Source organism: Hansschlegelia quercus, assembly GCF_004310425.1.
GTDB lineage: Bacteria > Pseudomonadota > Alphaproteobacteria > Rhizobiales > Methylopilaceae > Methylopila > Methylopila quercus.
Map to the genome: position 1 here is coordinate 684,433 of NZ_SIUB01000001.1, position 18,338 is coordinate 702,770.

Genomic DNA, 18,338 nt, shown 5'->3' on the forward strand with positions numbered 1-18,338 from the left:
GTGGCGCCCTCCGGATAACGATCCCGGCTCGGTCAAATGGCCGTCCGGGATGACGGCTCAATCACCCCGGCCGCCACTCGCCGCTCGTTCGGTCGCGCTTCAGCGTCGGCCTCGTCAGACGGTCGCGGGCTTCGCCTTCGCGTTCGCTCTCTTCGAGCGCGCTGTTCACCCGTTTCCATTCGCGTTTGAGCGCTTTGACGCCGAACATCGCGCCGGCCGCAGCTGCTGCGAAAATGAGGAAGGGCGGCACGGGCGTTCTCCGGAAGGCCTGGAGTCGAAGCGAAAGCGGGCCCCGATCTTGGCCGCCTTGCGGCTGGCCGTCAAAGCCCGTAGCGGCTCCAGAGCGCGCGCGTCTCGACAGCCGTCATCGCCTCTTCGGCGAGGCCCGAGCCGAACGCCGACCCCACGCCGTCCGCGCGTCCCGTCAGCCGCTTGATCAGCGAGGTCTGCGGCGTGATCGCGCGAAGCTCCACCTTGTCGCCCCAGCGCTCGCGCATCGTCGTGCGAATGTCGCCGACGCGGTCGACGAGGCCGAGATCGAGCCCCGCCGCGCCGGTCCAGAAGGCGCCGGTGAAGAGATCCGGATGATCGGAGAGCGTCGCGCCGCGGCGCTCCTTCACCAGCGCGATGAACTGCTCGTGCACCTCGCGCTGCAGCTCCTTCAGGCGCTCGACGTCTTCGGCCTTTTCGGGGCTGAATGGGTCGAGGATCGCCTTGTTCTCGCCGGACGTGTAGAGGCGCCGATCCACGCCGAGCCGCTCGATCGCCCGGTCGAAGCCGAAGCCTGCCGATACCACCCCGATCGAGCCGACGATCGACGAGGGATCCGCCACGATCTCGTCGCCGGCGCAGGCGAGCATGTAGCCGCCCGATGCCGCGACGTCCTCGATGAAGACCGCGACGCCGAGCTCCTTTTCCTTAGCCAACTGGCGGACGCGCTGGTGGATCAGCCGCGACTGCACGGGCGAGCCGCCCGGCGAGTTCACGATCAGCGCGACCTCCTTGGCGCCCGGCGTGGCGAAGGCCTTTTCGAGCGAGGCGGCCACGGAGGCGAGCGTCAGCGAGGCGCGGAGCGGCGACGGCATGCCGATCGCGCCCTGGAGGCGGACGACGGGGACCACGGGCCGTTCGCCGCGCAGGCGCTCGGGAAGGATCGGGCGTGCGAGGCGGCGGAGGGAGCTCAGGGGCGATGTCATGGCGATCGAAGATAGGGAGCGCCGGAACCCGCACAATGGTCCGCCGTTATGCGCGACCCGCCGCCGCGCAATGAACGGCCGCTGAACGGCGATCTCAATGCCGGTTCACCGCCGAAAGTCCAACGTAGGGATGCCGAACGCCATACGTATCAAGCTACGAAGGCGTGGGCGGGCTTTCCCGGTAGAGCGCAGGTGGCGCGGCCGGAATCAGGACGATCAAAGAGGAGGACTTCGATGTTTCGCAAACTCTTGCTCGCCGCCACGCTCGCCGCGGGCGCGTTCGCGGCGGCGCCCGCGCCGGCTTCGGCTCAGGGAGTCTATATCGGCGTCGGCGGGCCGGGCTATTACCACGGCTATGACCGCGGTCCGCGCTACCGCCCGTATCGGCATTACGGCTATGAACGGCCGTACTATCGTCCGCGCCCGTACGGCTTTTACGACGGCGGGCCTCGCTATCGCCCGCGCTGCCGCCTCGTGACCCACCGTTACTGGGACGGATACGGCTATGTCCGCCGCACGCGCGAGATCTGCGGCCGCCGCTGGTGACGGTCAGCTCATCATAAGGACGACGTCGCCCCGCTGGGCGGCGTCGGCCTCTTCGGTGAAGCGGCCGTCCGGCCGATGCATGACCAGCGCGGGGAGCAGCGCAAGCGCTCCCCGCCGTCCTTTTCGGCCTGCGACGAGCACTCTGGCCGCTGGAGCCTGATCGTTCGGGTGCACGGGCCGCACGCGGATGTCGCCGAACCGGTTGCCGAGAACGGCCAGAAGATCGCCCAGAGCTTCGGCGCGGTGAATGATCACAAAGACGCCGCCCGGCTTCAGCATCCGCGCCGCAGCCTTCGTCCAGCGCTCCATCAGTTCTTCGTCCGCGCCATGCGCAACCGCCTTTGCGGCGTCGGGCGAGACGCGGTGGCGGCGGAGGTCGTCGAAGGGCGGGTTTGCGGCGACGAGGTCCAGACTTTCCGGCGCCAGGCCGTCCGCAAGCCCGAGCTTCGCGACGTCGCCGACCACGACGGAGGAGCGGTCCTCCAGACCATTTTCCCGCGCGTTCTCCTCCGCCAGACGCCCGAGGGTGGGGTCGATCTCGACCAGCAATGCGCGTCCCGCCCCGCATAGCGCGAGCGACAGCCCGACCGCGCCGACGCCCGAACCGAAATCGGCGATCTCGGCGCCTTCCGCCATCAGCGATCGCGCGGCTGCGACCAGCAGCATCGCGTCGCCACCGGAGCGATGCCCTCGGGACGGCTGGCGCAGGCGAAGTCGTCCGCCGAGGAACAGGTCGCCGGCATGCCGGTCAATCACGGCGTGGGCGGCCTCAGCTCGTGCGCGATCCCGCTTTCGCTGAGCACCCGCCGCGCCCGCGCCTCCTGATCGTCCGGCACCAGCACGCGGGCCGCCAGAATGCCGAGCGAGCCCTGCATGACGCTCATGTTGGCGTCCACGACCATGTGCTCCACCCCCTCCGCCGTGAGCGTCGCCTGCACGAAGGACAGCAGGACGGCGTCGTTGCTGCGAAGGATTTCCTGCAAGGCGGCGCTCCATGGCCGGCGGAATCGCCGACGCCTTCGGCTCCAGAATGGCGTCGCTCGCCGCCATCGGCAACGCCCGGCGAAACATGGTTTCCGGCGGATTCACCAATTGGACGGTCCTCGCCACAGACGCGCCCAACTCTCGCCTGTCGGCGACGTCAGAAACGGTCCGCCGGCGCGGGCCGGCCTTCTTGCAGAACGAGCCGGCGATCAAGCCGGACGGGGATCCTGACGATGCGCGCCGAACTGACCGCCCTCCTTGTCGCGATCGCTTTGCTGCTGCTCGCCTCGGAACGGCTGCTCGCCGCCCGCGCGGTCATGGGCTGACGGTAATCGATCGATCTTTTCCGGCTTGCCCCGCGCAAGAGCTCTGGAATACGGTCCGCCTCTGTTTTCAGGACCGCAAGGAGCCCGGTGTGGGCGTCGTCGTGCCGTTGGAGGATCGCACTGGAGAGGCGGGGCTCGCGCCTTTGCTGGCGCTCGCGGCGCCCGGCATGGAGCGGGTGAACGCCTTCATCCTGTCCCGCACCGGCTCAGACGTCGCGATGATCCCCGAGGTCGCGAACCACCTCATCTCGTCCGGCGGTAAGCGGCTGAGGCCGATGCTGACGCTGGCGACCGCGGCTCTGACCGGCTATTCCGGGGACGCCGACGTCAGGCTCGCGGCGGCGGTCGAGTTCATGCACACCGCGACGCTGCTTCACGACGACGTGGTCGACGGCTCCGAGATGCGGCGCGGCAAGCTCGCGGCCCGCATGCTCTGGGGCAACGAGGCGAGCGTGCTGGTCGGCGACTTCCTGCTCGGCCAAGCCTTTAAGATGATGGTCGAGGTCGGCTCGCTCGAGGCGTTGCGCATTCTGGCCGAGGCCGCCGCCGTGATCGCCGAGGGCGAGGTGATGCAGCTCTCCGCCGCCAAGAACACCACCACCACCGAGGACGATTATCTCGCCGTGGTGCGGGCGAAGACCGCCGAGCTGTTCGCCGCGGCTTGCGAGGTCGGCCCGGTGATCGCCGGCCGCCCGAAGGCCGAACAGGCCGCCGCACGCTCCTACGGCATGAATCTCGGCGTCGCCTTCCAGCTCGTCGACGACGCGCTCGATTATGGCGGGCGCGAAGCCAAGCTCGGCAAGAAGGTCGGCGACGATTTCCGCGAGGGGAAGATCACGCTACCCGTCGTGCTCGCCTATCGCCGCGGGACGCCGGACGAGCGCGCCTTCTGGAAGCGCACGCTGGAAGACGGCCAGGTCGAGGACGGCGACCTGGAGGAAGCGATCCGGCTGATGGGCAAGCACGGCGCGATCGAGGACACCCTCGCCCGCGCTCGCCATTACGGCGCGATCGCCCGCGACGCGCTCGGCCTGTTCCAGGACAAGCCCGACGTGAAGGCGCTGCTGGACGTCGTGGGATTCGTGACGGCGCGGGCGCACTGAGCACAGGCGCATTACCTCAGATTTAAAGCCTCGCAGTCTGTTCCTGCCGCCACACGTATAGGTGCGAGGCGATGGCGACGGCCGCCGCTGTCATGAACATGCTCAGCGCGGCCAGCACGATCAGCGCTACGGGACTAAACGGGCCGAACAGTGAGGCCACGATTAGGCTGACGACGATGATGGGGATTTCAGCAAGGATCGAACTAGCTAATCCCTTCCAGACTAGCCCGTGGCCTTGCTTGTATGCGGACCGTAGGTTCCGCCCGGGGGCCTCCACAGCAATCGCGGGGAAGATGAGGAAAATACGTAGCAGAAGGTAGATCGCGGCTATCCACGCGGGCGCGATTAGCAGAATGGCGAGCATAACGGATCCCGCGCTTGCGAGCAGATATCCCAGCGCCCAAAGCGCGGCACTGCCCAGGTTAATGAGCAGAATAACCGCCCAGAATTCTGCAATGACCGGACTTAGCGACGGCAGATCAGTGACGCCGTTCGTCTCGCCCTCGATGACGAAGCGGTGCACGACCACCGCCAGAACAGCCGATAAGCCGCTCGACAACAACGTGAGGACGAGCCCAATAGCCACGGAAGCAACGGTGATCGCAGCGAACTTCTGTGGGACGAATTGAACGTTCGCCCAACTGAGAATGGCGGTTCCAGCGAAGAGCATCGCGAACAGCGCCTGCATCCTTGAGATGGCCGCGGCTGAAGAAGCCCAGCCAGCCTTCGCGAGTTCAATGTAGCCGAGCGGGGGTATGATCAAGGCGCAGCATCCGCTTGTTAGAATCGGGCCATCCCTGCCGCATTAGCTTAATAAGCCGACGCGCGCCTCAGGATCATCGGTCGTAAAGCTTAAGACTCACCCCCTGGGCCCGAACAACACCACAGCCGCGCCCATCACACAGATGGCGGAGCCCATCACGTCCCAGCGGTCGGGCCTGACGCCTTCGACCGCCCAGAGCCAGCCGAGAGACGCCGCGACATAGACGCCGCCATAGGCCGCATAGGCGCGGCCCGCCGCCGCCGCATCGACCAGCGTCAGCGCCCAGGCGAACACGATCAGCGAGACGACGCCCGCCGCGAGCCAGATCGGCGACGCGCCGAGGCGCAGCACCGACCAGAAGGCGAAGCAGCCTGCGATCTCGGCAAGCGCTGCGAAGAGGTAGATGGCGGCTGTCATCAGGGACTTTCGGCGAGGACCACGAACCCTAGCGCAGCGTCGTCGGCATGATCCACCATCCCGGCCGAGCGGCGCGAAGCGCGCGGGCCGCCGTCCGGGCTGAGCGCAGGTCTGAAAACAGGCCGAAGACCGTACCGCCCGAGCCCGACATGCGGGCAAGCCGGCAATTTTCGAGCGCGCCCATCAGCGCGAGCGCCTCGCCGATCGCCGGCTCGTGCGCGAGCGCCGGCGGCTCCAGATCGTTGCGGCCGGCGGCGATAGCGGGGATCGGGTCCGCGCCGGGCTCGGGCGAAGGGTTCGAGGCGCGCATCTCGCCTGGCTGAAGCCCGAGGCCGCGATAGACGATCGACGTCGGAACCGGCCGCATCGGGTTCGCGAGGACCGCCGCAAGCGGCGCCATCGCGACGGGCGTCACGCGCTCGCCCCTTCCCCGCATCATCGCTGCGCGCGACGCGAGGCAGACCGCCACGTCGGAGCCGATCGCGGCCGCCGCCTCAACCAAACGCGGATCGTTCAGCGCGACGCCGTTCACTTGCGCGAGCAGCCGAAGCGCCGCAGCGGCGTCCGCCGAACCGCCGCCGAGGCCGGCCGCGACGGGGGTGCGCTTGACGAGCGAGAAGCGTCCGAGGACGGCGGAGCGAGCACGCGCCCCAAAGGCGTTCGCGGCCTTGATGACGAGGTTTTCGGCTTCCGGGCCGGCGCCGTCGGCAAAGGGGCCGGAGACGTCGATCGCCAGATCCGCGCCGGGCGCCAGCGTCAGACTGTCCGCCGCGCAGCCCGCAAAGGCGACGAGGCTGTCGAGCTCATGGAAGCCGTCCGCGCGGCGTCCAAGCACATGCAGCGTCAAATTGACCTTGGCGGGGGCGCGGGCGCGAAGCATGGGTTGCGGATTAGCATGAGGCGGGTCTGACAGGCGGCCCCCTCCACCGCTTCGCGTTCCCCCTCCCCCGCTTCCGCAGGGGAGGAAAAGGAAATCCTCCTCCGCTTGCGGAGGACGGGGACCATGCGTCAGCCATGGTGGAGGAGGCGCAGGACTAGCCCCTCACCCGCCGTTCTTCTTCTCCTGCATCTCCGCCGCGTCGGTCTTCTGCTCGGGCGGCAGGCCGTCCTTGAGCTTGGCCTGAATTTTCGGCAGCTCCTTGTCTTCCGGCTTCAGGTCGACGGCGTGGCTCCATTGGAAGCGGGCCTCCACCTTGCGGCCGACGCGCCAGTAGGCGTCGCCGAGATGGTCGTTCATCACCGGGTCTTGCGGACGCAGCTCGACGGCGCGTTCGAGTTCGCGCACGGCGTCGTCATACTTGCCGAGCCGGTAATGCGCCCAGCCCAGGCTGTCGACGATGTAGCCGTCGTCCGGCTTCAGCTCGACCGCCCGCTTGATCAGCTTCATGCCTTCGTCGAGGTTCTGGCCCTTGTCGATCCAGGAATAGCCGAGATAGTTCATGATCAGCGGTTGCTCGGGCGACAGGGCGAGCGCCTTCTTGAGATCGGCCTCGGCTTTCGGCCATTGGTCGGAGCGCTCGTAGGCGATGCCGCGGACGTAATAGAGCGACCAGTTGTTGGCGTCGGCCGTCGGGGTCGAGCCGCTGGCCGCCTCAGCGGGCTTGGCGCCCTCGGCAAGAGGGCTCGGCGGCGTGGCCTCCGCGGGGGTGGCCGCCTTCTCGATCAGGTCGATCGCACGGGTGTAGGCCTCGGCGGCTTCCTTGAACTGCTCGCGGCCGCGCTCGATGTTGCCAAGCGCGACGATCGCCTCCTGGTCGGTCGGGTCGGCCTCGACGAGCTTCGAAAGCTTGGCCTTGGCCTCCTCCGTCTTGTCGAGCCGGTCGAGGTCCATCGCGCTCTGGATCTCGGCGTTCCGCTTCAGGGGCGAGCCGTCCGGCACCTTGGCGTAGACGTCGATCGCGTCCTGGAACTGGTTGAGCTGGTCGTAGAGGTCGGCGAGCGTGACCAGCGCCATCGGGTGCTGCGGCTCGAGGTAGAGCGCGAGCTGGAGATAGACGAGCGAGAGATCCTCGCCGCCCTGCCGACCGAGTGCTCCGCCTATGCCGTAGAGCGTCTCGGCCGCGCCGTCGGCGGCGTCGGCGATCGGCCGTTTCGGCGCCTTGTCGTTTTCGATCGCCTCGCGCGTCTGGCGGATCAGCGGGTGGCGCGGCGCGCTCTTCTCGAAATCGGAGAGCAGCTTGAGCGCGCCGGGCTTGTCGCCGTTGCGCGCGCGGAAGATCGCCGCCGCCTGCACGATCCGGAGCGCCGCGCCGTCGCCGGCGAGCGCCGCGTCGAAACGCTTCGAGGCCTCCTCGCGGCGATTGCCGAGATCGGCCATCAGCGCGGCGTGATAGTCACGGAACGTGCCGAAGAAGTCCGCGCTCTGCAGCTTGTCGACCGCCTCCAGCGCCTTCGCCGTCTGGTCGGCGCCGACATAGGACCAGCCGATCAGCAGGTTCGACGTCAGGTCGGCGAGAGGACCCTTGGCCCCGCGCGCGAGATGGTGGCGGGCGGCGCTGTAATTGTGGGTCTTGACGGCCCGCGTCGCGAGCGCGAGCCGCGCCATGCGGTTGGTCGGATCGCTCGTCACCACGCGTTCGGCCAGGCGCATCGCGCCTTCGACGTCGCCGTCGACGAGCGTCAGCAGGAAGGTGCGCTCCAGCAGTTCGCCATTGCGCGGATCTTCGCGGAGCGCGGCGCGGAAGTAAGCGGCGGCGGCGGCCGCGTCCCGCTGGGAGCCTGCGACCCGACCCGCGAGATAATTGCCGGCGAGCGAGGTGCGCGCCGCAGCGGCTTCCGCCTCGCCGCCGGAATTGGCCATGGCCGGACCATGCCAACAGGCGGCGAGCGCAAGGCAGAGCGGGACGATGCGGCGGTAGAACAGGGGCACGGGCGTCGGTTCCTCCGAAGCTGCGGGCGCTTCGCAAATCGGTCGCGCAGGATGGACCGCGTGACGTCACGTCACAAGCCCGGCCGAAATGAGGTCACGCGCGTTGAATGTCGGGAAAACGCGCAATGGCGTGATCCGGGTTCTCCGCCGCAGGCCGCGATGGCATGCTGCGATTCGCGAATCCGGCACTCGCAGCAAAGGGGGCGCATTGGCGCTGCGCATATCGACTCTGGCCGTCGTCACGGCCCTGGCCTTCGGCGGAGGCGTCTCGTCCGCGGCCGCCGCGCCGCAGGCATGGCTGCTCGACTGGGCCTCGCAGCGCGAGATGGAGCTCGCGCTCGAGCGCGATCCGGACCCGGTCGCCCCCGGGCGGATGAACGATCCGGTGCCGCTCACGCTCACCACCGCGCCGATCCGTCCGCTCACCGAGGCGGAAGCCGCGCGCAACGCCCGCACGATCGCGGCCTATGGCGCGGCGATCGGCGAGAACTCCCCGGCCGCGCTGCTGTGGACCGGCGTCGAGACCGCCAATCCCCTGACGCGCGACGAGGGGTACCGCTGGAACGCGCTGCGCGATCAAGGCCTGTTCGACGCCGAGCGGCGCCAGACGATCGCGACCGCGTTGATCAGCCTCGGCGTTGCGAATGTGCGGCTCGGCCTGTCGAACCACGAGATCGACCTCGACGAGCCGTCGAGCTGGGCCGAGCACGACGCGATGATCGCCGACCTCGCGGGCCAGGGCCTCAACCTCAGCCTCGATCTGCATCATTTCGGCATCGAGGACCGCTTCCGCGTGGTCGACGAGGACGGCCGGACGGTCAACGAGGAGAGCTATTACCTGCACCCGGACTGGCCGGATTATTTCGCGCGTTTCGCGGCCGCGGCCTACGCGCGCTATTCCGGCGCGATCAAGCTGGTGACCATCGTCAACGAGCCCGAGACCACCGTCGGCTTCAACAGCGAGATGTGGAACGGCGCCTTCCCCGGCTGGGGCGACCCGCGCCATGACCGCTTCTATGTCGAGCGCGCCTTCGCGATCGCGACCGCCGCGGTCCGCGCGCGCATCGCGATCGAAGCTCAGAACGCCGAGGGACCCAAGCGCGCGCTGTTCATGCACACCGAGGGCGCCGTCTACAAACCGGGCCGCACGGAGTTCAACCGCTTCACCCGCTTCCTGCCGAGCGACCTGATCCTCGGCCAGAACTGGCTGCTCGACGCCGACCTCGACGTGCTGGCCGCGACGCCGGTCGCAGCCCTCGCCCTCAGAGACCGAGCCAAGCCGCAGGCGAGCCGGACCTCGCTCGACTGGCTGATCGCGACCTATGTCCTCAAGAGCTCCGGCGACGAGCGCGAGCTGCGCCTCGCAAGGCTCGTCCAGATGCTGGAGACGCTGATGTCCGCGCACGCGGCGCTGAAGGCGGATTTCGGCCTGACCATGCGCGACGACACGATTTTCGCCGCCGACTATTACGCGCAGAACGAGGATTTCAGCCCGTCCGGCGCGTGGCTGAACCCGGAGCCGCAATTCTACGCGGCCCAGGTCGCAGCGGGCGAGCGGCGCGGGCTCTACGAACTGGTGGCGGACTACTACAACCGCTACGGCCTGCCGATGATGATCGGCGAAACCGGCACGCCGTTCTACGCCTATGGCGCGCGCTGGCATGGCCAGATGCTGCTGGAAGTCGCCCGCGCGATCGAGGACGGCATCCCGATGCTCGGCTACGCCGTCTATCCGCTGATCGACACATTCGGCTGGGAGTCCGCGCTTTCGGTTCCGAAGGCCCAGACGGTGGTAAATCCCGCCGGGATCGTCACCATCGACCTGGAGGCGCGCGACTTCATGCGGACGCTGATGTCGACCCTGGACAACCGCGTCGCCGGCGCCACGCGCGGCGCGGCGGAGACGGTGCGGTAGCGACGCCCGTCGCTTGCTTTCGGGTCTTCGCCAAGAAAGCCGGGACGGCGGTACATGCTTCGAGAGCTTCGCCTCAAGGTCTTGCGACAGGCCTCAGAAATACCCGCGTGATCTCCGGATGCGCGGTCTCGATCCGGCCGGTGATCTCCCGCACCGCCTGTTCGAGCTCGGCGCCGCCGAGGTCGTCGCGCATGTCGAGCGAGGCGGCGAGCAGCACCTCGCGCGGCCCGAGATGCATCGTCAGCAGCTCCGTCACCTCCGTCACGCGCGCATCGCCTGCGATGATCGCTCTCGCCTCGGCGCGGGTCTCGGGGGCCGCCGCTTCTCCGGTGATCAGGCTCAGCGTCTCGCGCGACAGGAACACCGCGACGCCGACGAGGATCAGGCCGATCGCGATTGAACCCGCGGCGTCGAAGGCGGGCTCGTCGAACGCGTAAGCAAGCCCGACGCAGACCATCGCGACGCTGAGGCCGGCAAGCGCCGCGGCGTCCTCGCAGAGCACGGCGAAGACGCTCGGGTCCTTGCTCCGCCGCACCGCCTTCCAGGGCGAGAGATCGGGATAGGCGGCGCGCAGTTCGCGATAGGCGACGCGGAAGGACAGCCCCTCGATCAGGACGCTCGCGGCGAGCACGACAAAGGCGACCCAGGCGCTCTCCATCGGCTCGGGCGCCAGCAGCTTATGGACGCCCTGGTAGATCGAGACAGCGCCGCCGAGCGCGAAGATCAGCAGCGCGACGACGAAGGCCCAGAAGTAGATCTCCATGCCGTGGCCGAAGGCGTGGCCGGAATCGGCGGGGCGCGCGGCGCGCTTCATGCCGATCAGCAGCAGGCCCTGATTTGCGGTGTCGACCATGGAATGGATGGCCTCCGACAGCATGGCGCTGGAGCCGGTCCACGCCGCCGCTCCGAACTTCACCACGGCGATCGCGAGATTGCCCGCAAGTGCGGCGTAAACGACCGTCGTCGAACCCTTGGCTGACATCACGCCCCCGTAACCGCGGAGCGAAATGCGCCGCGGCCTGCGTCAGTTAGGGCGGATCACGCGCGCGTCATCGATTGCGTCGCGACGGCCGTCACCCGGCGGCTTTGTCGAACGCCGCCCTCGACGCCTCGATCTCGTCCTGATGCGCCTGCGCCCAGCCGCCGAGCGCGCTGACCGGTTCCCGCAGCGAGCGTCCGAGATCGGTCAGCTCGTAGTCCACCCGCGGCGGGATGGTGGGAAACACCGTGCGCGTCACGAGGCCGTCGCGCTCGAGGCCGCGCAGGGTCAGCGTCAGCATGCGCTGGGACACGCCGCCGATCATCCGCTTGAGCTCGTTGAACCGCTTCGGCCCGCCGCCGAGATACATGACGACCAGCACGCTCCATTTGTCTCCGACGCGCGCGAGCACGGAGCTGACCATGCGGCAGTCATGGCCTTCATAGGAGACGGAAGGGGCGGTCACTTCGCTGTTCCTGCGTTCCAAAACTGTGCCTGCGTTCCAGAATTGTGCCTTCTTGCGCCGTGCGCGAGATGGTAACTTATAGGCCCTCGGTTCAATTTGAATACCGAGGATCAACATGAAACTGCTTCACCTCGACGCCAGCATCCTTGGCGCCCATTCCGTAAGCCGGACCGTGTCCGCCGCGATCGCGGAACGCTTTGCGCACGAGATCCCCGATCTGCACGTCGTCTATCGCGATCTCGCCGCAGATCCGCTCCCGCACCTGTCGGGCGCGCAGCTGGCGGGCCGCGCGCCGGGCGCCGAGAACGCGCCGGAGCTCCAGGCCGAACTTGCCGCGAGCGACGCGGCGCTGGACGAGTTCCTGTCGGCCGACATCGTCGTCATCGGCGCGCCGATGTACAATTTTACCCTGCCGACCCAGCTCAAGGCCTGGATCGATCGCGTGCTCGTGGCGGGCAAGACGTTCCGCTACGGCGCGAGCGGCGCGGAAGGGCTCGCGGGCGGCAAGCGCGTGGTCGTGGCGCTCGCCCGCGGCGGATTCTATGGCGCGGAGACGCCCCAGGCTTCGGCGGAGCATCTCGAGACCTACCTTCGGGCGGTGTTCGGCTTCATCGGCGTGACCGATCTCACCTTCATCGCCGCGGACGGGATCGCGGTCGGCCCCGAGCAGCGCGAGCAGGCGCTGTCGGGCGCAGTGCGGCGCGCCGAGGAGCTCAAGGCGGCTTGACGAAGCCTCCGACGGGGCGCGCCACTGGACGCGGCCGCGCCCTGCGCCAAACCCTCCGGATCGATGATCGGCCCGGAGGATGCGCCATGAACCTGCCCGCTTTGCACGTTCCCACTCAACAGGAAGCGGAGCGGATCACGGTGGGACTTGGCCTGCTGTCGATGGCGATCGCGGCGCTGGAGCTCGCCAAACCCGGCGCGCTCGCGCATGCGATCGGGCTCGACCACGACCGATCGTTTCTGAAGGGTCTCGGCGCGCGGGAGATGCTGACCGGCGGCGGGCTGCTGAACTGGAAGCGCGGGCGCGCGCGTCCGTTTCTCGTCTGGGCGCGCGTCGCGGGCGACGCCATGGATCTCGCGGCGCTGGCGCCGGCTTTGTCGCGCAGCAACCCGAAGCGCAGGGTGGCGATGGCGGCGGTCGCGGTGGTGACCGCCGTCACGTTCATCGACGTGCTGTGCGCGCAGGCGCTGTCGAAGCGGGACCTCTAGTCCCGCCGCTTACTTCACGTCGATGAGTTCGACGTCGAAGATCAGCGTGGCGTTCGGCGGAATGACGCCGCCGGCGCCCTGGTCGCCATAGCCGAGGTCGGAGGGGATGATCAGCGTGCGCTTGCCGCCGACCTTCATGCCCTGCACGCCCTCGTCCCAGCCCGCGATGACGTTGCCGACGCCGAGCCGGAAGGTGAAGGGCTGGCCGCGATCAACCGACGAGTCGAACTTTGTTCCCTTCTTGCCGCCCTGGTCGAGCCAGCCCGTGTAATGCACGACGACGGCGCGGCCGACGACCGGCGTCTTGCCGGTTCCGACCACGGTGTCCTGGTATTTCAGCCCCGAGGCCGTGGTCACGGTTTCGGCGGCTGCGGCCGGCGCGACGGCCATGGCGAGCGTGAGGCCGGCGGCGGCCAGAAGCTTCGCGGTGAGCAGGGGCATCGTCACTCCTCGATCTCGACGCCGCACAAGAGGCGCGGTCCGCCGGAACTATCACATGAGCCGCGTTCGTCCAGACGGCGTTCGGCGAAGCCGGTCACGTCTCGCGAAGCTCCGCGACCGACGAACTTGCTCCACGATCAAACGCTTGGGCGCCGAGCGCTCCTCTTAGGTCTTGGTAAACCAAAGACCGCGATCATCCCGTTGGATTTTCAACGGAACTCCCCGACATGGCCGCCGTCGCCGATAACAGGTCTCTCTCCGCGGTCGTCGGCGCGTCGGCTGAGGAGCTGCGCACCACCGCCTTCTCCAACATCGCCGCGATCGAGAAGATCTCGCAGCGCATGAACCTGCTGGCGCTCAACGCGCGGATCGAGGCGGCGCACGCCGGGGCGAGCGGGGCCGGCTTCACCATCGTCGCGCAGGAGGTGCGCCAGGTCGCGGGCGAGATCGACCGGCTGGCCAAGAACCTCGGCGGCAATCTGTCAAAGGGCGTTGGCTCGCTGCACGACGCGATGAGCGCGCTCGAGACCGCGCGCGGCGAGCGCCTGCTCGGCGTCGCGCTCAACGCCGTCGAGATCATCGACCGCAATCTCTACGAGCGCACCTGCGACGTCCGCTGGTGGGCGACCGACAGCGCCGTGGTCGACTGCGCCGCCGACCCGTCCGACCGCGCGCGCGCCCACGCCAGCCGGCGGCTCGGCGTGATCCTGAACTCCTACACCGTCTATCTCGACCTCTGGCTCTGCGACCTCGACGGCCGCGTGATCGCGAACGGCCGGCCGGACCGCTTCGCCGTGCAGGGCGCCGACGTCAGCGGCGAGGACTGGTTCAAGCGCGGCAAGGAGCTTGCGACAGGCGACGATTTCGAGGCCTGCGACGTCGCGAGCCACGACCGCCTCGGCGGCGCGGAGGCCTCGACCTATGTCGCGTCCGTGCGGCGCGACGGCGACCCGCGGGCTGAACCTGCCGGCGTGCTCGCCGTCCACTTCGACTGGCGCCCGCAGGCCGGCGCGGTGGTGAAGGGCGTCCGGCTCGACCCCGACGAAGCGGCGCGCAGCCGCGTGCTGCTGCTCGACTCCGAGCGCCGCGTGATCGCCGCGTCCGACGATCGCGGAACCCTGAGCGAGCGCTTCCCGCTCGACGATGGCGGCCGCGAGAGCGGCTTCTACCTCGACGGCGCCGGACGGCTCGTCGCCTTCCACAAGACGCCGGGCTACGAGACCTATCGCGGGCTCGGCTGGTACGGCGTCATCGTCCAGTCCTAAAGCCCCTCCCCGCGGGCAATTCGTCGCCTGTCCCGGTACGAATGTCGGCCTAGTTTTGGCGGCTCGCGAATGCGAACCGTTCAACCGCGGTTCGATTTGTGACGAGGAGCGGACGACATGGCGGAACAGGCTGCGGAGCTGCCCGAGCGCGAGTCGATGGATTTCGACGTCGTGGTGGTCGGCGCCGGGCCTGCGGGTCTCGCCACGGCCATTCGCCTAAAGCAGCTCGACGAAAACCTCTCCGTCGTCGTGCTCGAGAAGGGCGCGGAGGTCGGCGCGCACATCCTGTCGGGCGCCGTCGTCGCGCCGCAGGGGCTCGACGCGCTGCTGCCGGGCTGGCGCGAGGAAGACGGCTTCACGCGCAGCGGCGTCACCGAAGACCACTTCCTCTACCTCACCGAAAGCCGCGCCTTCACACTGCCGAATTTCGGCATGCCGAAAATCCTGTCGAACCACGGCAATTTCATCGCCTCGCTCGGCGACGTCTGCCGCTGGCTCGGGACCAAGGCGGAGGCGCTCGGGGTCGAGATCTATCCCGGCTTCGCCGCGAACGAGACGCTGTTCGATGACAAGGGCGCGGTGGTCGGCGTCGCGACGGGCGACATGGGGGTGGGACGAGACGGCTCTCCCGGCCCGAACTTTACCCGCGGCATGGAGCTCAGGGGCAAATACACGGTGTTCGCGGAAGGCGCCCGCGGCCAGCTCTCCAAGGAGCTGATCGCCAAGTTCAAGCTGCACGAGGGCCGCGATCCCCAAAAATACGGCATCGGCCTGAAGGAGCTCTGGCAGGTCGATCCCGCCAAGCACAAGCCCGGCAAGGTGCAGCATTCCTTCGGCTGGCCGCTCGACGACAGGACCGGCGGCGGCTCGTTCCTCTACCATTTCGGCGACAATCTCGTCGCGATCGGCTTTGTGGTGCACCTCAACTACGAAAATCCGTGGATCTCGCCCTTCGACGAGTTCCAGCGCTTCAAGCACCATCCCGCGGTCCAGCCGCTGCTCGAGGGCGGAAAGCGCCTGTCCTACGGCGCGCGCGCGATCACCGAGGGCGGCTGGCAGTCCGTGCCGAAGCTCGTCTTCCCCGGCGGGCTGCTCGCCGGCTGCGCGGCCGGCTTTGTGAACGTCCCGCGCATCAAGGGCAGCCACAACGCGGTGCACACCGGCATGCTCGCGGCCGAACATCTCGTCGAGGCCATCAAGGCCGGCCGCGCGCATGACGCGCTCGACGGTTACGAGGCCGCCTGGCGCGACGGCCCGGTGGGCGCGGACCTCCGCCCCGTGCGCAACGTCAAGCCGCTCTGGTCGAAATACGGCACCCGCCTCGGCGTCGTGCTCGGCGGCGCCGCGATGTGGGCGGAGCAATTCGGCCTGACAAAACTGTTCGGGACGATGAGCCACGGCAAGCCGGACTACGCCGCGACGAAGCCGGCGAAAGATTTTGCCAAGATCGCCTATCCCAAGCCGGACGGAAAGATCTCGTTCGACAAGCTCAGTTCTGTGTTCCTGTCCTCGACCAACCACGAGGAAGGCCAGCCCGCGCATCTCAAGGTGAAGGACTGGGCGCTGCAGAAGTCATCCGAGCACGACGTCTACGCCGGCCCCTCCCAGCGCTACTGCCCTGCGGGCGTCTACGAATGGCTGGAGGAGCCCTCGGGGCCAAGGTTCCAGATCAACGCCCAGAACTGCGTGCATTGTAAGACGTGCGACATCAAGGACCCGAACCAGAACATCGTTTGGGTGGCTCCGGAAGGCGGCGGCGGGCCGGTTTATTCGGGGATGTGAGAACCACGAGCGGGCAGAAGACGACTTCTACAATCTTATGTTGCGAATCAGCGGTGAGTAGAGGTCTTCTACCAAAGGTCTTTTAACAGGCATTTGATGGCAGAGCCTCCTCTCGAGTCTTCATTACAAGAGCAGCATTTTGGGTCTCTTGATCAGACGCGCCCACAACGCCTTCGCGACCCTGTCCACGGGCTTATAACATTTCGCGAAAACGATCTGGACCAACTAGCTTGGTCTCTGATCGACACTCGTGAGTTTCAGCGGCTCCGCCGAATAAAGCAGCTCGGATTTTCCGAATACATTTATCCGGGCGCAACTCATACTAGATTTTCCCATTCCATCGGCGTGTTTCACGTCGCACGCCAATTAATCGAAATAATAAAACGAGAGATTAGCTCTATTCACGAGACTTACGACCCCGATAAAGCGTTCATTGCGGTCATCGCCGCTTTGTTACATGACGTCGGTCATGGCGCATTCAGCCACACGTTTGAGGGCGTGCAGCGTTCTCTTGGAGCGAGTAAAAAGCACGAAACTTGGAGCTCAGATATAATTCGGAATCGCCACGGCGAAATATACCAAATTATTGAAGGCAGGAAGCGGGGATTTGCTGATAAAATCGCGGACCTCCTCATATTGGAAAATCCGAGGGACGTTTACCATGCGGTCGTCTCTAGTTCATTCGACGCTGATCGACTGGACTATCTTCGCAGAGACAGATTTATGACTGGCACTCACGCAGGGGCCATCGATTTCGACTGGCTACTTGAGCATGTACGCATAAGAAGCATTGACCTGGATGCCGTCGATGGCATCGGAGACGATGACAGCGTGATGACTCCTACATTCTGTTTGGATATCAAGGCGCTCCCGGCGGCCGAGCAATTTCTATTAGCTCGCTATACCCTTCATGAACAAGTTTATTTCCATAAAACAACGCGATGCATGGAGCAGATGATGGCTGCAATGCTTCGCGCGGTTGCTTCAGAAGCGAAGCGTCCTCTGACCGCGCAGTCTCGAACGGGCTTATCACATGACCACCCAATAATTGGATTTTTCGGAGCTGAGGCGCCATCGGTTGATCAATATCTTCAATTGGACGACCAAGTCATAATGGGCTCTCTATCAGCGCTGATGAGGGCCGAGAATGAAACGATTCGTGAACTTGCAAAACGATTGTACAACAGGCGCCTGTACAAAACACTGGACTGCCGTTCGTTTGATAGCGATGGCCAGTGGCAAGAAGCTGGTGCAAAAAAAGTCGATCGTCGTTTCCCCGCCAGTGACAAGGTAATAAAAGATACTGGCGCGAGCCTGAACATCTATACTCAAGTTGGCGGTGACGATGAAAAAGCACACAAAAAAATACGCATCCTTCAAGCGAATGGAAGCACGCCTGAAATAACGACGTTTGATGGAATTACTAAATCACTCCCGAGCCTCAAGCTTACGCGATACTATTTTGAAGATCCAGACCACAGAAAGGCAGCTAGGATTTTAGGTATGAGAAAATGACGTATTTCACTAACTCAGATCTTGATGTTTTCGGTCTCTCGATCGACGAACTTCAAAGCGAGCTTGCCGCGCAAGCGGTGATTTTCGCCGCAGGAGGAAAAATCGTTGGTCGGATTAGGCTGCAAAAGATAATATTCTTGATAGATCAACTCGGCTTCGGAAGCGGCTTTGTTTACTCATATCATCATTATGGACCCTATTCTGAGGATTTAGCTCGCGCGATAGACTCGGCTAAGATCTTTCGTATTATTCATGAAACTCGTGAGCACAGAGCATCGGATGGCGCTGCGTACAGTGTATTCAGCGCCAACAGCGCCATGGATAGCCAATACCTTGAAAGAATTCGTAATAGCGATCGGATCGTTGGTGGTTTGAGTGTGCTAAATGGACACAACTCTACTGTGCTCGAGTTGGCAGCTACTATTTATTGGATAAAGAATATTGAGCATAATATATTGTGGAAGAATGAGGTTTTCAGTCGCAAAGGTCCAAAGACCGAGAATGGGCGGTTCGAAAAAGCTGAGCGTCTACTAGTTGAGCTGGGGATGATTTGACA

20 protein-coding genes are annotated in these 18,338 nt (G+C 66.0%); 9 read left to right on the forward strand and 11 right to left on the reverse strand.

The annotated features are described in order from the left end of the window. Positions 1–61: 61 nt before the first annotated feature. Together EYR15_RS03235 and EYR15_RS03240 are read right to left on the reverse strand one after the other, a co-directional pair. Positions 62–250, reverse strand: coding sequence for a hypothetical protein (locus tag EYR15_RS03235; protein WP_131001417.1), 189 nt, complete (start codon positions 248–250; stop codon positions 62–64). 70 nt (positions 251–320) lie between these two features. Next, positions 321–1,196 (reverse strand): S49 family peptidase, encoded by an 876-nt coding sequence (locus tag EYR15_RS03240; protein ID WP_131001418.1) that lies wholly within the window; start codon positions 1,194–1,196, stop codon positions 321–323. A 234-nt stretch (positions 1,197–1,430) separates the two neighbouring features. Between EYR15_RS03240 and EYR15_RS03245 the strand changes: the two genes are divergently transcribed. After that, positions 1,431–1,742, forward strand: a complete 312-nt coding sequence (locus EYR15_RS03245; RefSeq protein WP_131001419.1) for a hypothetical protein — start codon at positions 1,431–1,433, stop codon at positions 1,740–1,742. 3 nt (positions 1,743–1,745) lie between these two features. Here the strand turns inward: EYR15_RS03245 and EYR15_RS03250 are convergent, their stop codons facing one another. Then, entirely contained in the window at positions 1,746–2,498 is a 753-nt protein-coding gene (locus EYR15_RS03250) for a tRNA1(Val) (adenine(37)-N6)-methyltransferase (RefSeq protein ID WP_245498113.1), read from the reverse strand. Then, entirely contained in the window at positions 2,495–2,725 is a 231-nt protein-coding gene (locus EYR15_RS03255) for a putative signal transducing protein (RefSeq protein ID WP_131001420.1), read from the reverse strand. Before EYR15_RS03255 ends, EYR15_RS03250 begins: the two co-directional genes overlap by 4 nt. Before the next feature lie 416 nt (positions 2,726–3,141). Between EYR15_RS03255 and EYR15_RS03260 the strand changes: the two genes are divergently transcribed. Continuing rightward, positions 3,142–4,155 (forward strand): polyprenyl synthetase family protein, encoded by a 1,014-nt coding sequence (locus tag EYR15_RS03260; RefSeq protein ID WP_131001421.1) that lies wholly within the window; start codon positions 3,142–3,144, stop codon positions 4,153–4,155. 22 nt (positions 4,156–4,177) lie between these two features. Here the strand turns inward: EYR15_RS03260 and EYR15_RS03265 are convergent, their stop codons facing one another. The 4 genes from EYR15_RS03265 to EYR15_RS03280 form a co-directional block, all read right to left on the reverse strand. After that, positions 4,178–4,918 carry a hypothetical protein gene (locus EYR15_RS03265; RefSeq protein ID WP_131001422.1) on the reverse strand — a complete coding sequence of 247 codons (741 nt, stop codon included), beginning with the start codon at positions 4,916–4,918 and terminating at the stop codon, positions 4,178–4,180. Positions 4,919–5,014: 96 nt separating this feature from the next. Further along, on the reverse strand, positions 5,015–5,335 hold the full coding sequence (locus EYR15_RS03270; protein ID WP_205741568.1) for a YnfA family protein: 321 nt from the start codon (positions 5,333–5,335) through the stop codon (positions 5,015–5,017). Positions 5,336–5,363: 28 nt separating this feature from the next. After that, a complete protein-coding gene (locus EYR15_RS03275; protein WP_131001423.1) occupies positions 5,364–6,215 on the reverse strand; it encodes a 4-(cytidine 5'-diphospho)-2-C-methyl-D-erythritol kinase in 852 nt (283 codons plus the stop codon). Between the two features lie 162 nt (positions 6,216–6,377). Further along, positions 6,378–8,204, reverse strand: coding sequence for a tetratricopeptide repeat protein (locus EYR15_RS03280; protein WP_245498114.1), 1,827 nt, complete (start codon positions 8,202–8,204; stop codon positions 6,378–6,380). A 208-nt stretch (positions 8,205–8,412) separates the two neighbouring features. Here EYR15_RS03280 and EYR15_RS03285 point away from each other — a divergent pair, with 208 nt between their 5' ends. Then, on the forward strand, positions 8,413–10,119 hold the full coding sequence (locus EYR15_RS03285; RefSeq protein ID WP_131001424.1) for a hypothetical protein: 1,707 nt from the start codon (positions 8,413–8,415) through the stop codon (positions 10,117–10,119). Between the two features lie 73 nt (positions 10,120–10,192). Here EYR15_RS03285 and EYR15_RS03290 read toward each other — a convergent pair whose 3' ends face one another. Further along, positions 10,193–11,101, reverse strand: a complete 909-nt coding sequence (locus EYR15_RS03290) for a cation diffusion facilitator family transporter (protein ID WP_131001425.1) — start codon at positions 11,099–11,101, stop codon at positions 10,193–10,195. 91 nt (positions 11,102–11,192) lie between these two features. Beyond that, positions 11,193–11,522: a winged helix-turn-helix transcriptional regulator gene (locus tag EYR15_RS03295; protein WP_245498137.1), complete on the reverse strand. Its 330-nt coding sequence runs from the start codon at positions 11,520–11,522 to the stop codon at positions 11,193–11,195. Between the two features lie 157 nt (positions 11,523–11,679). On the opposite strand from EYR15_RS03295, the gene EYR15_RS03300 reads away from it, so the two are divergent. Both EYR15_RS03300 and EYR15_RS03305 read left to right on the forward strand, forming a co-directional pair. Continuing rightward, the gene (locus EYR15_RS03300; protein ID WP_131001427.1) at positions 11,680–12,291 is read left to right on the forward strand and encodes an FMN-dependent NADH-azoreductase; all 612 of its coding nucleotides are present in this window, start codon (positions 11,680–11,682) and stop codon (positions 12,289–12,291) included. 86 nt (positions 12,292–12,377) lie between these two features. Next, on the forward strand, positions 12,378–12,779 hold the full coding sequence (locus tag EYR15_RS03305) for a hypothetical protein (RefSeq protein WP_131001428.1): 402 nt from the start codon (positions 12,378–12,380) through the stop codon (positions 12,777–12,779). Between the two features lie 9 nt (positions 12,780–12,788). On the opposite strand, the gene EYR15_RS03310 is transcribed toward EYR15_RS03305, so the two are convergent. Continuing rightward, positions 12,789–13,220, reverse strand: coding sequence for an FKBP-type peptidyl-prolyl cis-trans isomerase (locus EYR15_RS03310; protein WP_131001429.1), 432 nt, complete (start codon positions 13,218–13,220; stop codon positions 12,789–12,791). 227 nt (positions 13,221–13,447) lie between these two features. On the opposite strand from EYR15_RS03310, the gene EYR15_RS03315 reads away from it, so the two are divergent. The 4 genes from EYR15_RS03315 to EYR15_RS03330 all read left to right on the forward strand — a co-directional run bounded on the left by EYR15_RS03315 (position 13,448) and on the right by EYR15_RS03330 (position 18,336). Further along, positions 13,448–14,485: a methyl-accepting chemotaxis protein gene (locus tag EYR15_RS03315; RefSeq protein WP_131001430.1), complete on the forward strand. Its 1,038-nt coding sequence runs from the start codon at positions 13,448–13,450 to the stop codon at positions 14,483–14,485. A gap of 117 nt (positions 14,486–14,602) precedes the next feature. Then, positions 14,603–16,267, forward strand: coding sequence for an electron transfer flavoprotein-ubiquinone oxidoreductase (locus EYR15_RS03320; protein ID WP_131001431.1), 1,665 nt, complete (start codon positions 14,603–14,605; stop codon positions 16,265–16,267). 96 nt (positions 16,268–16,363) lie between these two features. Beyond that, entirely contained in the window at positions 16,364–17,782 is a 1,419-nt protein-coding gene (locus tag EYR15_RS03325; RefSeq protein ID WP_131001432.1) for an HD domain-containing protein, read from the forward strand. Further along, entirely contained in the window at positions 17,779–18,336 is a 558-nt protein-coding gene (locus EYR15_RS03330) for a hypothetical protein (protein ID WP_131001433.1), read from the forward strand. Before EYR15_RS03325 ends, EYR15_RS03330 begins: the two co-directional genes overlap by 4 nt. Positions 18,337–18,338 lie beyond the last annotated feature (2 nt).

Bases quoted from the DNA above. Each gene is read 5' to 3' on its own strand.
- EYR15_RS03240 (WP_131001418.1), bottom strand. From the start codon at position 1,196: ATGACATCGCCCCTGAGCTCCCTCCGCCGCCTCGCACGCCCGATCCTT.
- EYR15_RS03325 (WP_131001432.1), top strand. From the start codon at position 16,364: ATGGCAGAGCCTCCTCTCGAGTCTTCATTACAAGAGCAGCATTTTGGG.
- EYR15_RS03305 (WP_131001428.1), top strand. From the start codon at position 12,378: ATGAACCTGCCCGCTTTGCACGTTCCCACTCAACAGGAAGCGGAGCGG.
- EYR15_RS03270 (WP_205741568.1), bottom strand. From the start codon at position 5,335: ATGACAGCCGCCATCTACCTCTTCGCAGCGCTTGCCGAGATCGCAGGC.
- EYR15_RS03275 (WP_131001423.1), bottom strand. From the start codon at position 6,215: ATGCTTCGCGCCCGCGCCCCCGCCAAGGTCAATTTGACGCTGCATGTG.
- EYR15_RS03245 (WP_131001419.1), top strand. From the start codon at position 1,431: ATGTTTCGCAAACTCTTGCTCGCCGCCACGCTCGCCGCGGGCGCGTTC.
- EYR15_RS03290 (WP_131001425.1), bottom strand. From the start codon at position 11,101: ATGTCAGCCAAGGGTTCGACGACGGTCGTTTACGCCGCACTTGCGGGC.
- EYR15_RS03300 (WP_131001427.1), top strand. From the start codon at position 11,680: ATGAAACTGCTTCACCTCGACGCCAGCATCCTTGGCGCCCATTCCGTA.
- EYR15_RS03295 (WP_245498137.1), bottom strand. From the start codon at position 11,522: ATGGTCAGCTCCGTGCTCGCGCGCGTCGGAGACAAATGGAGCGTGCTG.
- EYR15_RS03320 (WP_131001431.1), top strand. From the start codon at position 14,603: ATGGCGGAACAGGCTGCGGAGCTGCCCGAGCGCGAGTCGATGGATTTC.
- EYR15_RS03315 (WP_131001430.1), top strand. From the start codon at position 13,448: ATGGCCGCCGTCGCCGATAACAGGTCTCTCTCCGCGGTCGTCGGCGCG.
- EYR15_RS03310 (WP_131001429.1), bottom strand. From the start codon at position 13,220: ATGCCCCTGCTCACCGCGAAGCTTCTGGCCGCCGCCGGCCTCACGCTC.
- EYR15_RS03330 (WP_131001433.1), top strand. From the start codon at position 17,779: ATGACGTATTTCACTAACTCAGATCTTGATGTTTTCGGTCTCTCGATC.